This window comes from Sandaracinaceae bacterium, assembly GCA_020633055.1.
GTDB lineage: Bacteria > Myxococcota_A > Polyangia > Polyangiales > Houyiibacteriaceae > JADJJE01.
This window is the reverse complement of sequence record JACKEJ010000005.1, coordinates 412,467-429,152: the sequence shown is the minus strand read 5'-3', so window position 1 is coordinate 429,152 and position 16,686 is coordinate 412,467. Positions and strand designations below refer to the sequence as shown.

Below are 16,686 nucleotides of genomic sequence, written 5' to 3'. Positions count from 1 at the left end.
GCGGAAATCCCAGCTATCCTGGCCGCGTGTCCGACCTCGCGCGCTCCTCCCGCTTTCTCGTCCACGCTTCAGTCGCAGCGCTCGCGTGGGCCAGTGGGCTCGGCGCGTCCTCGGTCGCCGCCCAAGACTGGGGGCTGACGATGCGACCCGGACCCACGGGGATGCAGCCCGGCGTCATGCGCCCGGGAATGCGACCAGGCGGATCGCGGCCCGGGGGCATGCGCCCCAGCGGAGGACACGCGAACATGGGCGGCACGGACGACCCAGCACCGACGGGCACGGGACGCCCCGGTCCCGCGGGACAACCGAGCGGGGGGGCGCCGGACGCCGAGCGCACGGAGACCCTCATCGCGCGCTATCGCGCCATCCTCGAGAGCGACCCGCGCGAGACCTTCGCGTTCCAACGCCTGATGGACCTCTATCGGGAGCGGGATGGGAGCGTCGACCGCTTCCAGGCGGACCTGCTCGCCGAGGTCGCGGCCGACGAACGGGAGTACCCGGCCCGCATGCTGCTCGGGCACCTCTACAAGGCGCAGCAGCGGCGCGCGGAGGCGCTCCGCATGTACCGCGAAGCGGCCGTGCTGCGTCCCAACGACCCGGCGCCGCACGGCGCCGAGGGGCGACTCGCCGCCGCGGGGGGCGACGTCCCCGCGGCCCGTACGGCCCTGGCGCGCGCCCTGACGCTCACCCGCGAGGACCAAGCGCGGCGTGAGCTTCACGAGGAGCTGGCGCAGCTCGCGCTCTCCGCGAGCGACTTCGACGAGGCGGCCGCCCACTATGGCGAGCTGGCGCGCGGCGCCGACGCTGGCATCTATCAGCGCACCGCGTACGCGCGCGCCCTGCTCTCGGCGGGGCATCACGAACGGGCCATCGCCGAGTACGAGCGGGTGGTCGCCGCGCTGCGCGGCGACAACCGCGTGTTGGCGCCCGTGCTGCGGGAGCTGGGCCAGGCGCAGCTCGCAGCGGGTCAGGTCGACGAGGCGATCGCCACCTTCCAGCGTGCGCTGCGCGTGGCAGGGCGCGAGTCGGGCGTGCGCGCCGAGATCTATGACGGGATGGTGGATGCCTACCGGCGCTCCGATCGCCTCGCAGACCTCATCTCCGAGCTCGAGGGGAGCGGGCAGGGGGGCTTCGAGGCGCTCGAGCTCATCGCGCGTCTGCATGACGAACTGGGCCACGAAGAGGAGGCGCTCGCAGCGTACCGCAGGGCGCTCGGGAGCAACCCACGCCACATCGATACCCGGGTGCGGTTGGCGCAGCTGCTGGCGCGCTCCGGGCGGCTCACCGAGGTCATCGCCGAGTATCGGCAGCTCATCCGCAGCGCGCCCCGCGAGCCTCGCTTCGTGGTCGAACTGGCACAGCTGCTGATGCAGACGGGGCAGCGCGACGAAGCGCTGCAGCTCGCGGCGCGCTCGAGCCGACAGTTCGGGAGCGACCCCGCCGTTCACGAGGCGCTGGCGGAGCTCTACACGCGCTGGGGCGAGGTGGAGCTGGCACAGCGGGAAGTGGAGCAGCTGGTGCGCATCGACCCGAGCGATCCTGCGCACCTGATTGCGCTCGGTGAGCAGCAGCTGGATCAGGGGGACGAGGCCGGTGCCGTGCGCACCTGGCAGCGTATCCTCTCGGCCGAGCCAGACCGCGCACGCGCCTACGCGACGCTCGCGGGCGTCTACGCCGACCACGCGATGGACTCGCGCGCGGAGGAGGCGTACCGCGAGGCGCTGCGGCTCGCGCCGACCGACGTCGACAACGCGCGCGGGCTCGCGACCGTGCTCGAGCGACCCCTCGAGGGAGAGTCGTCCCAGCAGCGCGCGGCACGTGACATGGAGGCCATCGAGGTCTGGCAGCGTGTGATCGGCCTGGATGGCGTGGAACGCGCGGCGCGCCGCGAGGCCCGTCGACGCGTCGTCGCCATCTATGCACGACGACGACTCCTGCCCGCGCAGCTCACGGCCTGGGGGGCAGCCTTCGAGGCGAATCCTCCCGACCTCGAGGCCGGTCGCTACCTGTCCGAGGCGCACCTGCAGCGGCGCCCACGCGACCTGCCCGCCGCGCGCGCCACCCTGGCACGTCTCATCGAGCTCGCCCCCGGAGACGTGGAGAGCCTCATCGCGCTCGAGCGCGTGCATGTGGTCGAGGGAGACCGCGCCGCAGCGATTTCGGTGCTCCGCCGCTTGGTCGAGGCGGACGCACGGCGTGCGCCACGCTACCTGCAACAGATGGCCGAGCACGCCCACGCGCTCTACCGCGACGAAGACGCCGTCGCCTATGCCGCGGAGGCCGTCCAGCGCTCGCCCGACGACGCAGAGGGGCATCGACGGCTCGGCGATCTCTATCGGTCGCGTCAGGACACCGCGCACGCCATCGAGAGCTATCGTCGCGCCATCGAGCTGAACGAGCGTCTGTTCACGACGTACTTCCAGCTGGCAGAGCTCCACTTGGCGGAGGGCGACAGCCGCGCCGCCGACGCGCTGCTGAGGCGCGTGGTGCGCTCCTCCCCCGACGACGAGCTGGTGTCGCAGGCCGCGCGCGTGTCCATGCAAATCAACCTCGGCGAGGGGACACTCGAGGTGCTCGAACAAGAGCTGCTGCCGATGGCGCTGGCGCACGTCCAGCGGCCCGTGTTTCGCAAGCTGGTCGTGGACCTCTACGACCAGATGACGTCGCCGTGGATCCAGCTGGCGAGCAGCTCGGGCCCGTCCCGCGAGCGCGCCGAAGCGGACCTGCATCGCTTGGGGGCGCGCGCCATCAAGCCCTTGCTCGAAGCTCTCGCGGACGATGACCCACGGCAGCAGCGTATCGCCGTCGAGATCCTCGGCCACCTTGGCAACCCCAACGCGGCCGGACCGTTGCTGGCGCTGGCGGAGAACGCGGAGCGGGATGGAGACCTGCGCATGCGCGCGCTCACGGGTGCCGGCGCCGTCGCCCCCGAGAGCCTGGCGCCGCGCTTCGCGGCGCTCGCCACCGGCCCCGAGAGCCGCCTGCGGGCGACGGCGGCGTGGTCTCTCGCGCGCATGGGCGGGCGTCGCGCGGCCCCGGTGCTGCGTTCCCTGCTGGGAGAGGGAGACCGCAGCGTGCGCGCCTTCGCGGCGCTGGGTCTCGGGCGCGTTCGCGAGCTGGGCGCGGCGGCCGCACTGCGCACGCTGCTCGTCGACGATCCAGACCCGAGCGTACGGGCGTGCGCCGCCTGGGCGCTCGGTCGCTTGGGTCAAACGGACGACGTGCCCGCCTTGGTGACATCGCTCCGCAACGCCGGGGAGGCGCTGCTGGCGCGCGCCTCGGCCCACGCGCTCGGACAGGTCGGCTCGCCGGACGCGCGGGATGCTCTGGCTTACGCGTTGTTCGACACCGCCGAGGGGCAGCACCAGGCCGCGGCTCAGGCCCTGCGTGCGCCCCACGATCCCGCCGCGCTGAGCGCCCTCGGACCGTTCCCGGTGCCGCAGGGGGTCGCAGCTGCGTCCGAGTACCTGCCGTTGCTGCTCGACATCGCGGCGGCTGGAGAGGCGGTGGAGCTCGAGCCCCTGCGCGACGCCCTGGTCGGTGCGGCGCAGGACGCCTTGCATGGGCCGGTGGAGTCGGTCCGTGGCGCGCTGGCCCTGTTGGCGGCCAGCCCTCAGGTCGCCGCGTCCGACGCCCGTCCCACCATCGGTCTCGGGATGCTCACTCGAGATCTCGGTCGCTGGGAGTCGGGCACACGCGCGCGTGCGTCCACGGCGCTCGAGGCGCTGGGGGCGGCCTTGGTCGAGGACATCGCCGCCGTGTCGCGGCACCCGGACCGTACCGTACGCGAAGGCGCCCTGGCCGTGCTCGCGAGGCTCACGGGAGACCTGGCCGAGCAGGCCCTCGTCGCTGCGTTGGGGGACGACGAGCCCACCGTGGTGGGGGCGGCGCTGCGCGTCCTGCGCGATCGTCCCCCGACCGCGCAGACGGTCGCCCAGGTCACGCAGCTGGCCAACGAGCACGCGCACTGGCCGACGCGGCTCGAGGCGGCCCATACACTCGCGAGCTACGCCTCGGGCGCAGCGCCGGGGCCAGCGCTCACGGCCGCACAGCGCGCGCAGGTCGTGTCGCAGCTGGCCGAGCTGCTGACGAATGACCGCTACGCGTTCGTGCGCGAGGCCGCCGCCCAGGGGCTCGGAGGGGCGGACTCGCCCAGCGCTCACGCCGCCCTCGAGCGAGCCCGAGATCACGACGCCGACGAGCGGGTGCGGCGCGCAGCGACCGTCGCCCTCCAACGTTGACGTGAGTACGCACAATAACGTACTACTGCGCTGCGTCGGTCGCGCTCTGCGACGAGCACCTAGGATTAGCCGTTGGCATGGATGAGTACGTTGGCATCGTATGTGGACAGTGCGACGCGTTTTGCCCCATGGGCGCGCCTCGTTGCGTCAACTGCGGGGTCGCGCTCGGTGCTGCGGCAGCGTTGAGTCCCCAGGCGGGGGCGGAGGAACCGATGGAGCAAGCCCGTAACTACGTTTGCAAAGAGTGCGCGAGCCCGGTCCCGGCCGGTCACAAGTTCTGTGGCGGGTGCGGTGCCGAGGTGCCCATTCAGGTCCAGACCGGACAGGTGGACTTCTTCGGAGCGATGCAGACGCCGGGCAAGGCCCGCCTCATCCTCATCCGCGGTGACCAGGGTGTCGACGGACTGAGCTACGTGCTCCAGGGCAGTGAGCACATCGCGGGCCGCGAGGAGGACCAGATCCTCTTCCCCGAGGACGCGTGGCTCAGCCCGCGTCACGCAAACTTCCTGTACGAGGGCGAGAAGCTCGTCGCGCGCGACGAGAACAGCACCAACGGCATCTACCTGCGCATCAAGCAGCCGGTGGAGATCGCGCCCGGCGACACCTTCCTGTGCGGCGATCAGGTCTTCCGGCTGGACGCCAGCCCGCCCGATGCGTCGAGCCCGGCAGACGACCAGACGTACTTCTACTCGTCGCCACGTCGGCCGAGCCCCTTCCGCGTCACCCAGGTGTTGGTCGGCGGCGTGGACGGCATCGTCTTTTGCGCACGCGAGGCCTCGGCCGTGGTGGGGCGTGAGGACTGCGACTTGAACTTCCCCGAGGACATCTACATGTCCGGCAACCACGCGCGCATCGACAACGCGGGCGGCCGCTTCATGCTCACCGACACGGGCTCACGCAACGGCACCTATGCGCGCATCAAGGGCCAGGCCGAGCTGCAGCACGGCGACTATCTCTTCCTCGGCAAGCAGCTGCTGCGCGTCGAGGTCACGGCCTGATCGAGGCGCACGCGGCCTCCACCGCAGTGCGCGGCGCTCCAACACTCCCTTGACCCTTTCTCGTGAGCCTGACTATGCTCGCACCCACTTTCGGGTCTTCGCAGGACCCATCCGATTGAGGAGACTTCCGTGATCGAGTGCCCCCGCTGTGGCAAGAATAATCAGCCCCATTACAAGTTCTGTCTTGGCTGTGGTGCTGAGCTGCCGCGTGACAACGCGCAGCCCAAGAGCTTCACGGCGCCGACGCCTCCCGCCGGGATCCCGGTGGGTGGTGGGGCTCCGGCGATGGCGCCCACCCCGGCGGCTCCCGTTGCCCGCCCCGCGCCCGCTCCTCAGCCGGCGCCGCAGCCCGCCCCCGCTCCGGCACCCGCCGCCGCGCCGGCCCCTGCGGCCGCTGCTGCGGACGGAAAGGTGCCCTGTCCGCAGTGCACCAACCCGGTGCCCGCGAACTTCAAGTTCTGCGGCAGCTGCGGCTTCGACATGACCAAGGCTCCAGCCGCTGCCCCTGCAGCGGCGCCGGCGCCCGTCGCGGCGCCCGCACCCAGCCAGGGCAATGGACAGCTCGTCCTCATCCGGCCGGACGGAACCGAGGGCGACCGCTTCCCGCTGTCGGGCACCACCACGGTGGGCCGTGACTCGAGCGGGCCGTTCGCCGGGGACTCGTACCTCAGCCCGCAGCACGCGGCGTTCGAGTTCCAGGCCGGCGGCGTGGTCGTCACCGACCTCAACAGCCTCAACGGCGTCTACATCCGCATCGCGCATGACGTGCCCACCGAGCTCGTGCCCGGAAGCGTCTTCCGCATCGGTCAGGAGATCATCCGGTTCGACGCCATGCCCGCGCCGCGGCGCGGTGCGGATGGGGCGGAGATCATGGGTAGCGCCAACCCGGGCTTCCTGGGGCGCATCTGCCTCATCATCGGCCGCGACACGGTCGGCAATTGCTACCCCATCCCGTCCACTGGCTTGCACCTCGGCCGCGAGCGCGGCGACGTCATCTTCCCGGATGACGGCTACGTGTCGGGCCTGCACTGCCGCGTTCACGGGGAGGGAGGACGCATGTTCCTCACGGACGTGGGCAGCTCCAACGGCACGTTCGTTCGCGTGCGCGGCTCGGGTCCCGTGCCCCGTGGCTCGCTGCTCCTCATGGGTCAGCAGCTGTTCCGCGTCGAGTACTGAGCCGACGCCCCCGCTCCCCGCACGAAGCCCTCGGTTGCCCCCGCACCCGGGGGCTTCGTCGTTTCCGGTCGTCGCGTGCTTGCTTCTGCTCGCGACACGCTTCCATGTAGGCGCGGATGTCCCCGCGACATGGAAGGGCCCGTCGTCGACCCGACCGCGGCGCGTAGGCGAAGCAAACGCCCTAGCCCAGCTCGATGGACGTCAGGCCACCACCGGCAGACGCTTCTGTCCGGAGCGTTCACGATGCAGCCGCATCTGCGCGTCCACGCCCACGTACTCGCCGGGCTCGAGGGGGATCCAGACGTTCTCCCCGCCCATGCGCTCGCTGCTCAGCACCAAGTGATTCACGAAACCCGACGTGGTGGGGGCTTCGCACTCCGGAGACAGCGAGCGGCACTCGTCGCGGTCGGAGCAGCGCGTCTTGTACGTGGACACGAACAGCTCCTTGCCGCCTTGTGTGGCGGCCATCAGCGTTCCGTCCGTGACGATCATGGTCAGCAGCGCGTCCTCTTCGGGGGCCCCCGTGTCGCACCTCTCACGGACGAGCGCGACGGTCTGGCGCAGCGCGGCAAAGACGTCTTCCAGCGCGAAGCGCGCGTACAAGGGCGCGCGTCGGCGCAGCGCGCTGAGGAACAGGAAGAAGATCACCTCGCTGTCCGTGTCGCCGAGGATGTAGCGTCGTAGGCCAGGGTCGACCAACTCGCGGAACGCCGTGCGGTGCCGCTCGAAGTCTCGGATCTCGCCGTTGTGCGCCATGGTCCAGCGCCCGTACTGGAAGGGGTGGCAGTTGAGCACCGAGTTGGAGCCGACGGTGGCCTTGCGCACGTGCGCGAGCACGGTCTCGGAAGCGACGATGCCGCTCACGCGGTGGAACAGGTGGTCGTCGATGGCGGTGGCCGGGCTGCGCGTGATGTGCGGCGCGTCGTTCACGTAGAACGCGACGCCCCAGCCGTCGGGGTGCCTGTCGCTCTGCACGGCGAGGGCGTTGTCGGCCGCCATCAGCGAGCGGTGCACCTGGCTGGGGATGACACTACGGAACGCGAAGAGCCTGCACATGTGCCGTGGAGCATGGCACGTGGGGCGCCCACGGCGCCATCCGAGTGGTCCCACCCGACAGTCGTGTGGTAGGGGGGACGCCATGGAAGACGTCGTCGTCTTGGGTCTCGGTCAGATGGGCGCCGTGTTCGCCCACGGGGCGCTCCGGATGGGGGCGCGGGTCACCCCATGGGTGCGGGGGCAAGCTGCGGCCGACGTGCTCGCGACTACCCCAGCGCCGCGCTCCGTGGTGGTGGCCGTGGGGGAGGGCGAGCTGCCCGACGTGCTGGCCCAGTTGCCCCCCGAGTATCGGGGCCGTGCGCTGCTGCTCCAGAACGAGCTGCTTCCCTACGTGTGGGAGACGCAGGCGCTCGAGCGGCCGACCGTCGCGGTGGTGTGGTTCGAGAAGAAGGCGAACACGGGCATCCGACCCATCCGCAGCACGCCCATCGCGGGCCCCGAGCAGCAGCTGTGGCTCACTGCGCTCGAGGGCATTGGCGTCCCGGCGCACGCCGTGTCGGACGACGCGCTGCTGTTCGAGCTCGCTGCGAAGAACGTCTACATCCTCACCGCGAACGTTGCGGGGCTGCTCGTGGGGGGGAGCGTGGGGCAGCTCCTGAGCGAGCACCGTGCCCTGGCCGAGAGCGTCGCGCGCGAGGTGGTCGCGGTGCAGTCCGCCCTGGCGGGGCACGCGCTCGACTTCGACGCGCTGTGGGCGCACTTCGAGGAGTCCGTCGCGTGCGACCCCGAGCACGGCTGCCGCGGACGCACCTCGGCGAGCCGCCTCGACCGGCTTCAGCATCACGCGCGTGAGCATGGGCTCGAGACCCCGCAGCTCGACCGCATCGCGGCGCTCTGTTGAGCCGGGTGATTCTGCTGTTCGTGGAACACAGGACACACTCGAGCGTGGCGGCGCACGGCTACCGTCGGGACGGGCTGAGGTCCGTTCCCTCCCGCGACGCTCCCACATGGGCTCGGCTGGGTGCGGGCCGGCGCGCTTGACTTGCGCGGAGCGTCACGCCGCGCGACAAGGGGGGGCGGTCCCATGAAGCGCTACATCGTCCAGACCTTCGGTTGTCAGATGAACGTGCACGACTCCCGGCGCATCGAGGAGGTCTTGCACGCGGACGGATTCGTGCCGACCGACGACGCGACCCTGGCTGACCTGGTGGTGATCAACACTTGCAGCGTCCGCGAGAAGGCCGAGCACAAGCTCATGAGCCTGCTGGGCACGCTGCGACCGCTGAAGGAACAGCGGCGTGGCGTGATGCTCGCCGTCGCGGGCTGCGTGGCGCAGCAAGAGGGCGAGCGCCTGCTCGCCAAGGCGCCCTTCGTGGACCTGGTGCTGGGACCCGACAACATCCCCGAGCTGCCGAGCCTCCTGCGGGAGGCGGAGGGCGGTGCGCCGCCGCGCGCGCGGACCGTGTTCGACATGGAGGAGCCGCAGTTCCTGCACGCCAAGCCACGCGCCGGGCTGCGTGAGGTCACGTCGTTCGTGACGGTCATGAAAGGCTGTGACGAGCGCTGCACCTATTGCATCGTCCCGTACACGCGCGGCAGCGAGCGCTACCGCTCGGGCGACACCATCGTCGAAGAGATCGCGCGGCTCGTGGATGGGGGCGTGCGCGAGATCACGCTGCTGGGGCAGACGGTCAACTCCTGGTACGAAGACGGCGTGGCGCCCTCCAGCCGGCGTGCCCAGAGCCGTTCGCAGTTCGCGGACCTGCTGCGGCGCATCGCAGCCGAGGTGCCGGACTTGGCGCGGCTACGCTACACCTCGCCGCACCCGCGGCACCTGACCGACGCGCTCATCGCGGCGCACGCCGAGCTGCCCATCCTCCCCGCGCACGTCCACCTGCCCGTCCAGTCCGGCTCCAACGAACAGCTGCGCCGCATGGCGCGCCGCTACACCCGCGAGGAGTACATCGAGCGAGCGCACGTGCTGATGCAGGCCCGCCCAGGCCTGACGCTGTCCACCGACATCATCGTGGGGTTTCCGGGTGAGACCGACGCCGACTTCGAGGACACGCTCGACCTCGTGCGGCAGGTGGGGTTCGTCGCAGCGTTCGGATTCAAGTACTCGCCGCGGCCGTACACGCCAGCCCTCAACCTCGCCGACGACGTGCCCGAGGAGGTCAAGGGAGAGCGCCTGACGCGCCTCTTCGAGTTGGTGGCGGAGCAGCAGAGCGCGCACCTCGAGAGGCTGGTGGGAAGCCGCGCGCACGTGCTCGTCGAGGGACGCAGCCGCGGCGAGACCGGGCGCTACAGCGGCCGCACGGAGCGCCACGAGATAGCCCACTTCGACGCACCCGACGGTCACGACCCCACCGGACACGTGGTGGAGCTGGCGGTCACCCAGGCCTACAAGCACAGCCTCCTCGGAGACCCGGTCGGCGATGTCCCACGTACGCCACGCGCGGGGGCCGCAGCGAGGGGGAGGCTCGCGCTGCCGGTGGTCGCGTGAGCGAGCACGCGCCGTTGGGCGGCGGGGGCGAGAGGGGCCATGGGCCGCCGAGTCGGCGTGACGTCCTCCGCGCGTGGGCCCCTGCGGTCGCGTACATGGGGCTGATCTTCGGGCTCTCGTCCATGCACCTCCAAGCGCAGATCATCGAGCAGCTGCCTTTCCGCGACAAGCTCGTGCACACCATCGAGTATGCCGTGCTCGGTGGGCTCTGCGCCTATGCCACACGGCGGACCTGGCCGCTGCACGCGGCGCTTCGCACGTCGCTGCTGGGAGCCTTCTTGGCTGTGGCGTTCGGCGTGAGCGACGAGATCCATCAGAGCTTCGTTCCTGGACGCAACGCCGACGTGAACGACATCCTCGCGGACGTGCTCGGCGCGTCTCTGGGCGTGCTGGTTGCGGCGTATTGGGAACGCCGCCACACGCGGTGAACGGCTGAGGGGGACCCAAGGTGTGGCGCACGCGAACACCGTAGTCGGCGCGACCCTCGCGACGACGCAGCCCCCCGCCGCCTACGATGACACGGATGACGACTCGGCCTCGGCGATGGCCGCGGAGAGCGCCTGCACGAGACTGCCCGCCGTGTCGAAGCGATGTTCCGGCTCTCGCCGCATTCCACGCGCGAGCACCGGGGCCAGGGTCGGCCACCGCTCGAGGGGTGGCGCTGCACTACCCATGATCTCAGCGAGCAAGCGCCCGGGGTGCCGTGCGCGGAACGGGGGGTGGCCTGCCAGGCACTCGTACGCGGTCACAGCCAACGCATACACGTCCGAGCGATGGTCGAGCGCTCGCTCGCCCGCGATGACCTCGGGCGCCATGTAGCGTGGTGTGCCCGCCACCTCTCCTGTCGCGGTGAGGCGGGGAAAGCCGTGTACTTTGGCGCTGCCGAAGTCCACCAGACGCGGCCCCGTCGGGGTGAGGAACAGGTTGTCGGGCTTGAGGTCGCCATGCAGGACGCCGTCCGCGTGCACACGGTCGAGCGCCGCGGCCACCGGGCGGAGCCAAGAGAGCGCCGCTGTCGGCGTCTGGGCACCGCGCTGGAGAGCGCTCCTCAGCGTGACGCCTGCCAGGCGCTCCATGACCAGGTACGGGACGGAAGGGCCACCCGGGACGAGCGCCGCTGCGCCATGCGCCCACACGCGCACGATGGCTGGATGCTCGATGCCCTGCAGTATGGTCGCCTCGCGGCGGAAGCGGGCGCGGAGAGCCAAGTCTGCGGCCAGCTCGGGCCGCAAGACCTTGATCGCGACGCGGGCACGTTCGGGCGCAGCGTGGTGCGGGTCGTGCGCCGCGAGCACGGCACCCGCTGCGCCCACACCCAGGGTCTCGTCGATGACGTAGCGGTCGGCGAAGCGGGAGCCCGTGGACAGAGCGTGCACCCCGCGAGGGTACATGAGCGTCCGTACGTGGTCGGCGCGAGAAAAAACCTTGGAGGCGACGGAATAGGTCCCGGACCCCCGCGTTGTACCCACGGATGCCGGGGAACGAGCCCCGCAACGAAGCCTCCTCACCGTCCTACTCCACTCCACACTCCCACACACACCCTCGGCTTCGTTCCCTCGTTCCCCGGCACTCCCATCTACCAACGAGCCGTCCGCGCTGCTCGCCTGGGCAGCGGTCTTGCGGTTCACAGGCATTTGCGTATCCTGACGCCCCAATGCGAGCCACCTCCACGTACAAGCATTCAGCGGACTCGCCCTCCGGCGCGGTCTGCGTTGCTCGTGTGAGGACGCCGCGTTCGGTGACGTGGTGCGCAGGGCTCGCGCTCCTCGGGGTACTCGTCGTCTCGGCGGACGCACGCGCTGATGCGCGGGGAGCCTGTGTCGAGCAGAGCGCAACGAGCGCGCCCACCCTCGCCCCCCTGGCGTTGGACGCGGACCGGGCGGCTTGGGTGTCCGGTAGGCCCCTGACGGGCGTGGCGCTTGGCCTGCGTCTGCCTGCGGGTCGCTCGAACCCCGCGTGGTGTGATGCGGAGGACGGCGCGCAGTGCGATCCCGGGCATCAGGCTCCGGTACAGCAGGAGCAGGGCTCGACGTCGGGCGCGGGCCTAGCGCTCTTCACCACCACGCAGTCTGGCGCTGCGGTCGTGTGGCGGCGCGTCTGCGCCCATCCCCCAATCAACGTTGGGGGAGGCGCGCTCGGTACGCGTCGGGCCCTCGAGCGTCCGCCGCGCTGACCTCGAGCACGACCCACTGAGCGCGCGTCCATGGTGCCGTGCGCAGAGGCGACGATGTGGTTCCTCGAGTGGAACCCACGCAGGTCTCTGCGCGGAGAGGCCCGCTCGAGGTGCGTCTCGGACTCTCGCGTCGTGCTCTCCCGTCCAGTTCACCATCCCACGACAACGAGTTCATGCGCCCCGTCTTTCTATCGGCGGGCGCCGAGAGGTACATACCAATGAGTAGAGGTTCAGCAATCATCGCGATCTTGATCGCGTCCATCGCCAGCTTCAGTGTTGGCAACATGGTCGGCCAGCGCAGCGCTGGCGGCTCGGCCGACGGGGCCGAAGTGGTCGTCGCGCCGCCCAGCGAGGGTGGTGAGGCGCCGGGCGTCGGGGCAGCGCGTGGCGGTGCCGCGGCGGACCCGGGCGGCACCCCCCGCTACAACATCCCGGTCACGGCCCAGCAGCCCGCCAAGGGTCCGGCCGACGCGCTCGTGACCATCGTGGTCTTCAGCGAGTTCCAGTGCCCGTTCTGCTCCCGCGTGCTGCCCACCATGGAGCAGATCCTGCGCGAGTACCCCAGCCAGGTCCGCGTCGTGTGGCGCAACCTTCCGCTCGGCTTCCACCCCAACGCCATGCCGGCCGCCGAGGCCGCCATGGAGGCGTTCGCGCAGGGCGGCAGCGAGAAGTTCTGGCAGCTCCACGACGTGCTGTTCCAGAACCAGCGCGAGCTCACGCGTGAGAACCTCGATCGCTTCGCCCAGCAGGTCGGTCTCAACATGGCCCGCTACACCGCGGCCATGGACAACCACACGCACCAGCGCGCCATCGAGGCCGACGCGGCCCTCGCGGGTCAGATCGGCGCCAACGGCACGCCCAACTCGTTCGTGAATGGCATCCAGGTCACGGGCGCCCAGCCCTTCGAGGCGTTCAAGACCGTCATCGACGCCGAGATCGCGAACGCGCAGCGCTTGGTGCGTTCTGGCACCCCGGCCGCTCAGGTCTACGCCGCGATCACCCGCGACGGCCTGACCCGCGCTGCCCCCCCCGCGGCGGCTCCCAACGCGGCTCCGCAGCAGGCGCGCCCGCAGCCCGACCCGAACGCCGTGTACCGCGTGCCCATCCAGGGCCGTCAGCCGCAGCAGGGTCCGGACGACGCCCTCGTGACCATCGTCCAGTTCAGCGAGTTCCAGTGCCCGTTCTGCAAGCGCGTCGAGCCCACCGTGTCCCAGATCGTGCAGGAGTACGGTCGTGACGTGCGCGTGGTGTGGATGAACAACCCCCTCGGGTTCCACCCGAACGCGATGCCCGCGGCCATCGCGGCGATGGAGGCCTTCGAGCAGGGCGGCAACGCGAAGTTCTGGGCGCTGCACGCGCTGCTCTTCGAGCACCAGACGGAGCTCTCCCGCGAGAACATCGAGTCCTACGGTCAGCAGGTCGGCCTCAACATGGCGCAGCTGCGCGCCGCGCTGGACAACAACGAGCACCAGGCCGCCATCACAGCCCAGCAGCAGCTGGCCCAGGGCCTCGGCGCCACTGGCACGCCCTCGTTCTTCATCAACGGCCGCAACGTGCGCGGCGCCGTGCCCTTCGAGGCGTTCAAGAGCGTCATCGACGAGGAGCTCGCCAAGGCGCGCGCCCTGGTCGAGCGTGGCACCCCGCGCGCTCGCGTCTACGAGGAGACCATCCGCAACGGCGCGACCTCGCAGCAGATGCTCGCGGCGCCCGCCGGCGCAGCGCCTTCGGCTCCGGCCGCCCCAGCCGCGCCCACGCGCACCAACCTCGCCATCCCCGACAACGCGCCCACCCGCGGCGCGGCCAACGCCCCAGTCGTGATCCAGGAGATCAGCGACTTCCAGTGCCCCTTCTGCTCGCGCGTCCTGCCCACCATCGAGCGCCTGCTCGAGACCTACAACGGCCGCGTGCGCATCGTGTGGCGTGACCTCCCGCTGCCCTTCCACCCCAACGCCAACCCCGCCGCGCAGGCCGCGCGCGAGGTCTTCCGTCAGGGCGGCAACGAGAAGTTCTGGGCCTACAACGCGCTGCTCTTCGAGAACCAGCGTGACCTCACCCGCGAGACCCTGGAGCGCCTCGCGCAGCAGGTCGGTGGCATCAACATGGCGCAGTTCCGCCAGGCCCTCGACACCGAGCGGCACAAGGCGGCCGTGGACGCCGACATGGCGGCGGCGCAAGCGGCCGGCATCAACGGCACGCCGGGCTTCGTGATCAACGGCGAGATCCTCTCGGGCGCCCAGCCCTACGAGGCGTTCCAGGCGGCGGTCGACCGCGCCCTCGCCGCCGCGCGCTGAGCGACGACGCAGACCCACGCACGCGGGCTGGCTCTTCGGAGCCGGCCCGTTTGCGTTCGAGGGCTCCGTAGGCGGCGACGGCGCGCTCGGGGGAGGACGGTGCGGCGTCGGGGTGTCCACGGGGTCGCCGCGGCGAACGTGCGTGGTGCGGTGAGGGCTGTGAGGGAGCCCGCTCAGTGCGCGCCGAGGTGCACGTCCAGCACGCCCTCGGCGTCGTTGACCGAGTGCATCAGGTAGCGCGCCATGAGCGCGCGGACGTCCGCCTCGTCCACCGTCCGCTGCGCGCGACGGGTGACCGTGTAGAGCGTGGTGGCGGCGGCGACCGACACGTTCAGGCTCTCCACGAAGCCGTCCATGGGGACTCGGTAGGTGCCCGTCGCGCGCGTCCGCATGGCCTCCGAGACTCCCTCGCGCTCGTTGCCCATCACGACCGCGATGCGCTCGCCACGAGCGACGCGCTCGCCCAGCGCCTCGGGGGTCTCTGCGCCGTCCATGACCGCGACGAACAGGCTGTAGCCCGCCGCCCGCACGGCGTCCGCGCAGCTCGCCGCGTCCACGTGCAGGTGCAGATCGAGCCAGCGGCTGCTGCCCTTCTCCACCGAGCGGGCGGCGCGGAAGCCATAGGGACCAGGGACCAAGTGTACCGCCTGGACGCCGAACGCTTCGGCGCTGCGGAGGATGGCGGACGCGTTGTGTGGGTCGCTGAGGCCGTCGAGCACGGGGATGACGCTCAGGGTGCGACCCCGCGCGGCTGCTTCGATGCGCACGAGACGGGCCGGCGTGACCATCGGGGCGAGCACACGAATGACGTCCTCGGGGGGACGCGTCAGCGCGGGCGGGCCCGCGAGCTCGAAGACGTCGTCGGAGTCGTGCCGCATGGGGCCCGGTCTAGCAGCCCCATCGCGAGCGGGCACGCCCGCCGTCAGGGCTTGCGACCCTGCGTCCCCGGCACGCCCAGCACGAAGCTGTCGCTCACCAGCGTCTCGTCGGGCTCGCCGTCCTCCATCGGGAGCGACACCTCGATGTCGAGCTCCAGCTCGCCGGTGCCCGCATCGCGCGCGACGCGCGAACGGCGCAGCGCGTCGAACACGAAGCTGTCGCTCACCTCGGTGGGCTCGTCCAGGTCGGTCGTGACGCTCAGCTCCGCGTCGCCGAGGTGCACGTCCGTGGAGACCAGCGTGCCGTCGTCGTCCTCGGTGACGTGGTCGCGCCCTGCCCGTGTGCGCGCTGCGGCGGGCGCCACGCGAGAGGCGCGCTCTTCGCGCGGGGGGATGCGGCTGATCGCCTCCAGCATCGCCTGCGCCGAGGGAAAGCGCTGGTCGCGGTCCCGCTCCATGGCGCGCAGCACCACGTTCTCCATCTCGAGGGGGATGCTCGGGCGCACGCGCGACGGGGGGATCGGCGTGTTCATGAGGATCTTCACCAGCAGCGCGTTGTAGTTGTCGGCCGTGAAGGGCAGGCTCCCCGTCAGCATCTCGTACAGCACGACGCCGGCCGCCCAGATGTCCACGCGGTGGTCGATGCCCTGGTCGCCGCGCGCCTGCTCGGGCGAGAGGTAGTAGGGGGTGCCGATCACCGCGCCCGTGCGCGTCAGCGCGAGCGTGTTCTCGTCGAGGCTCTTGCTCACCCCGAAGTCCAACAGCTTGGCCCGCGTGCTTCCGTCGTCTTGGCGCGCGAGGAAGATGTTGTCGGGCTTGAGGTCGCGGTGGATGATGCCCTTGTCGTGCGCGGCGGCGAGGCCCCCCAGCACCTGCGTCATGATGGTCACGCACTCGGCCACGTCGAGCGCACCGAAGGTCTCGACGCGGTCCGCCAGCGACTCGCCCTTCAGGTACTCCATCACCAGGTAGGGCGCGCCGTCCTCGCGGTGCCCCGTGTCGAAGACCTTCACGATGCTGGGGTGACCGATGGACCCAGCCATGCGCGCCTCGCGCTCGAAGCGCTTGCGCGCCGCGCCGTGCAGCTGTTGCGGCAGCAGGAGCTTCACGGCCACGACCTTCTTCAGCAGCTGGTGCTCCGCAGCCCACACGGTGCCCATGCCCCCCTCGCCCAGCACGTGTGTCAGGCGATAGCGGCCACCCAACACCACGGGCTCGCTCTCGGGCTGCGCAGACGGAGGGCGCCCGGTCGGGGCGGGCGCAGGCGCGCTCGGTGCCGCGCCGCTGGGGGCCGGGTCCGACGCGCTGCGCTTGCCCCCGCGTGCCACGGGCTTCCCCGTCACTGGGCAAAGCTCCTCCGCCGCGTCATGCGGGACGCCGCAGTGAGGGCAGCGGATGAAGCGGTTCTGCATCGGCGATAACGCTACCAC

11 protein-coding genes are annotated in these 16,686 nt (G+C 71.1%); 7 read left to right on the top strand and 4 right to left on the bottom strand.

Features of this window, described 5'->3' with window-relative positions; genetic code table 11:
- The first annotated feature begins 218 nt into the window (after positions 1–218).
- From H6726_06610 to H6726_06600, 3 genes are all read left to right on the top strand, one after another.
- Positions 219–4,241: a HEAT repeat domain-containing protein gene (locus H6726_06610; protein ID MCB9657308.1), complete on the top strand. Its 4,023-nt coding sequence runs from the start codon at positions 219–221 to the stop codon at positions 4,239–4,241.
- Positions 4,242–4,453: 212 nt separating this feature from the next.
- A complete protein-coding gene (locus tag H6726_06605; protein MCB9657307.1) occupies positions 4,454–5,239 on the top strand; it encodes an FHA domain-containing protein in 786 nt (261 codons plus the stop codon).
- 129 nt (positions 5,240–5,368) lie between these two features.
- A complete protein-coding gene (locus H6726_06600; protein MCB9657306.1) occupies positions 5,369–6,415 on the top strand; it encodes an FHA domain-containing protein in 1,047 nt (348 codons plus the stop codon).
- 201 nt (positions 6,416–6,616) lie between these two features.
- Here H6726_06600 and H6726_06595 read toward each other — a convergent pair whose 3' ends face one another.
- Positions 6,617–7,471, bottom strand: a complete 855-nt coding sequence (locus H6726_06595; protein MCB9657305.1) for a class II glutamine amidotransferase — start codon at positions 7,469–7,471, stop codon at positions 6,617–6,619.
- Between the two features lie 82 nt (positions 7,472–7,553).
- Here H6726_06595 and H6726_06590 point away from each other — a divergent pair, with 82 nt between their 5' ends.
- The 3 genes from H6726_06590 (at position 7,554) to H6726_06580 (ending at position 10,342) form a co-directional block, all read left to right on the top strand.
- Positions 7,554–8,312 carry a hypothetical protein gene (locus H6726_06590; GenBank protein MCB9657304.1) on the top strand — a complete coding sequence of 253 codons (759 nt, stop codon included), beginning with the start codon at positions 7,554–7,556 and terminating at the stop codon, positions 8,310–8,312.
- 183 nt (positions 8,313–8,495) lie between these two features.
- Positions 8,496–9,914, top strand: coding sequence for a tRNA (N6-isopentenyl adenosine(37)-C2)-methylthiotransferase MiaB (gene miaB, locus H6726_06585; protein ID MCB9657303.1), 1,419 nt, complete (start codon positions 8,496–8,498; stop codon positions 9,912–9,914).
- The gene (locus H6726_06580; GenBank protein MCB9657302.1) at positions 9,911–10,342 is read left to right on the top strand and encodes a VanZ family protein; all 432 of its coding nucleotides are present in this window, start codon (positions 9,911–9,913) and stop codon (positions 10,340–10,342) included. The genes miaB and H6726_06580 overlap by 4 nt, the downstream gene beginning before the upstream one ends.
- A gap of 81 nt (positions 10,343–10,423) precedes the next feature.
- Here H6726_06580 and H6726_06575 read toward each other — a convergent pair whose 3' ends face one another.
- On the bottom strand, positions 10,424–11,290 hold the full coding sequence (locus tag H6726_06575; protein MCB9657301.1) for a serine/threonine protein kinase: 867 nt from the start codon (positions 11,288–11,290) through the stop codon (positions 10,424–10,426).
- Positions 11,291–12,305: 1,015 nt separating this feature from the next.
- Between H6726_06575 and H6726_06570 the strand changes: the two genes are divergently transcribed.
- On the top strand, positions 12,306–14,378 hold the full coding sequence (locus tag H6726_06570; protein ID MCB9657300.1) for a thioredoxin domain-containing protein: 2,073 nt from the start codon (positions 12,306–12,308) through the stop codon (positions 14,376–14,378).
- Positions 14,379–14,551: 173 nt separating this feature from the next.
- Here the strand turns inward: H6726_06570 and H6726_06565 are convergent, their stop codons facing one another.
- On the bottom strand, positions 14,552–15,256 hold the full coding sequence (locus H6726_06565) for an RNA methyltransferase (protein ID MCB9657299.1): 705 nt from the start codon (positions 15,254–15,256) through the stop codon (positions 14,552–14,554).
- Between the two features lie 44 nt (positions 15,257–15,300).
- Positions 15,301–16,668, bottom strand: coding sequence for a serine/threonine protein kinase (locus H6726_06560; GenBank protein MCB9657298.1), 1,368 nt, complete (start codon positions 16,666–16,668; stop codon positions 15,301–15,303).
- Positions 16,669–16,686 lie beyond the last annotated feature (18 nt).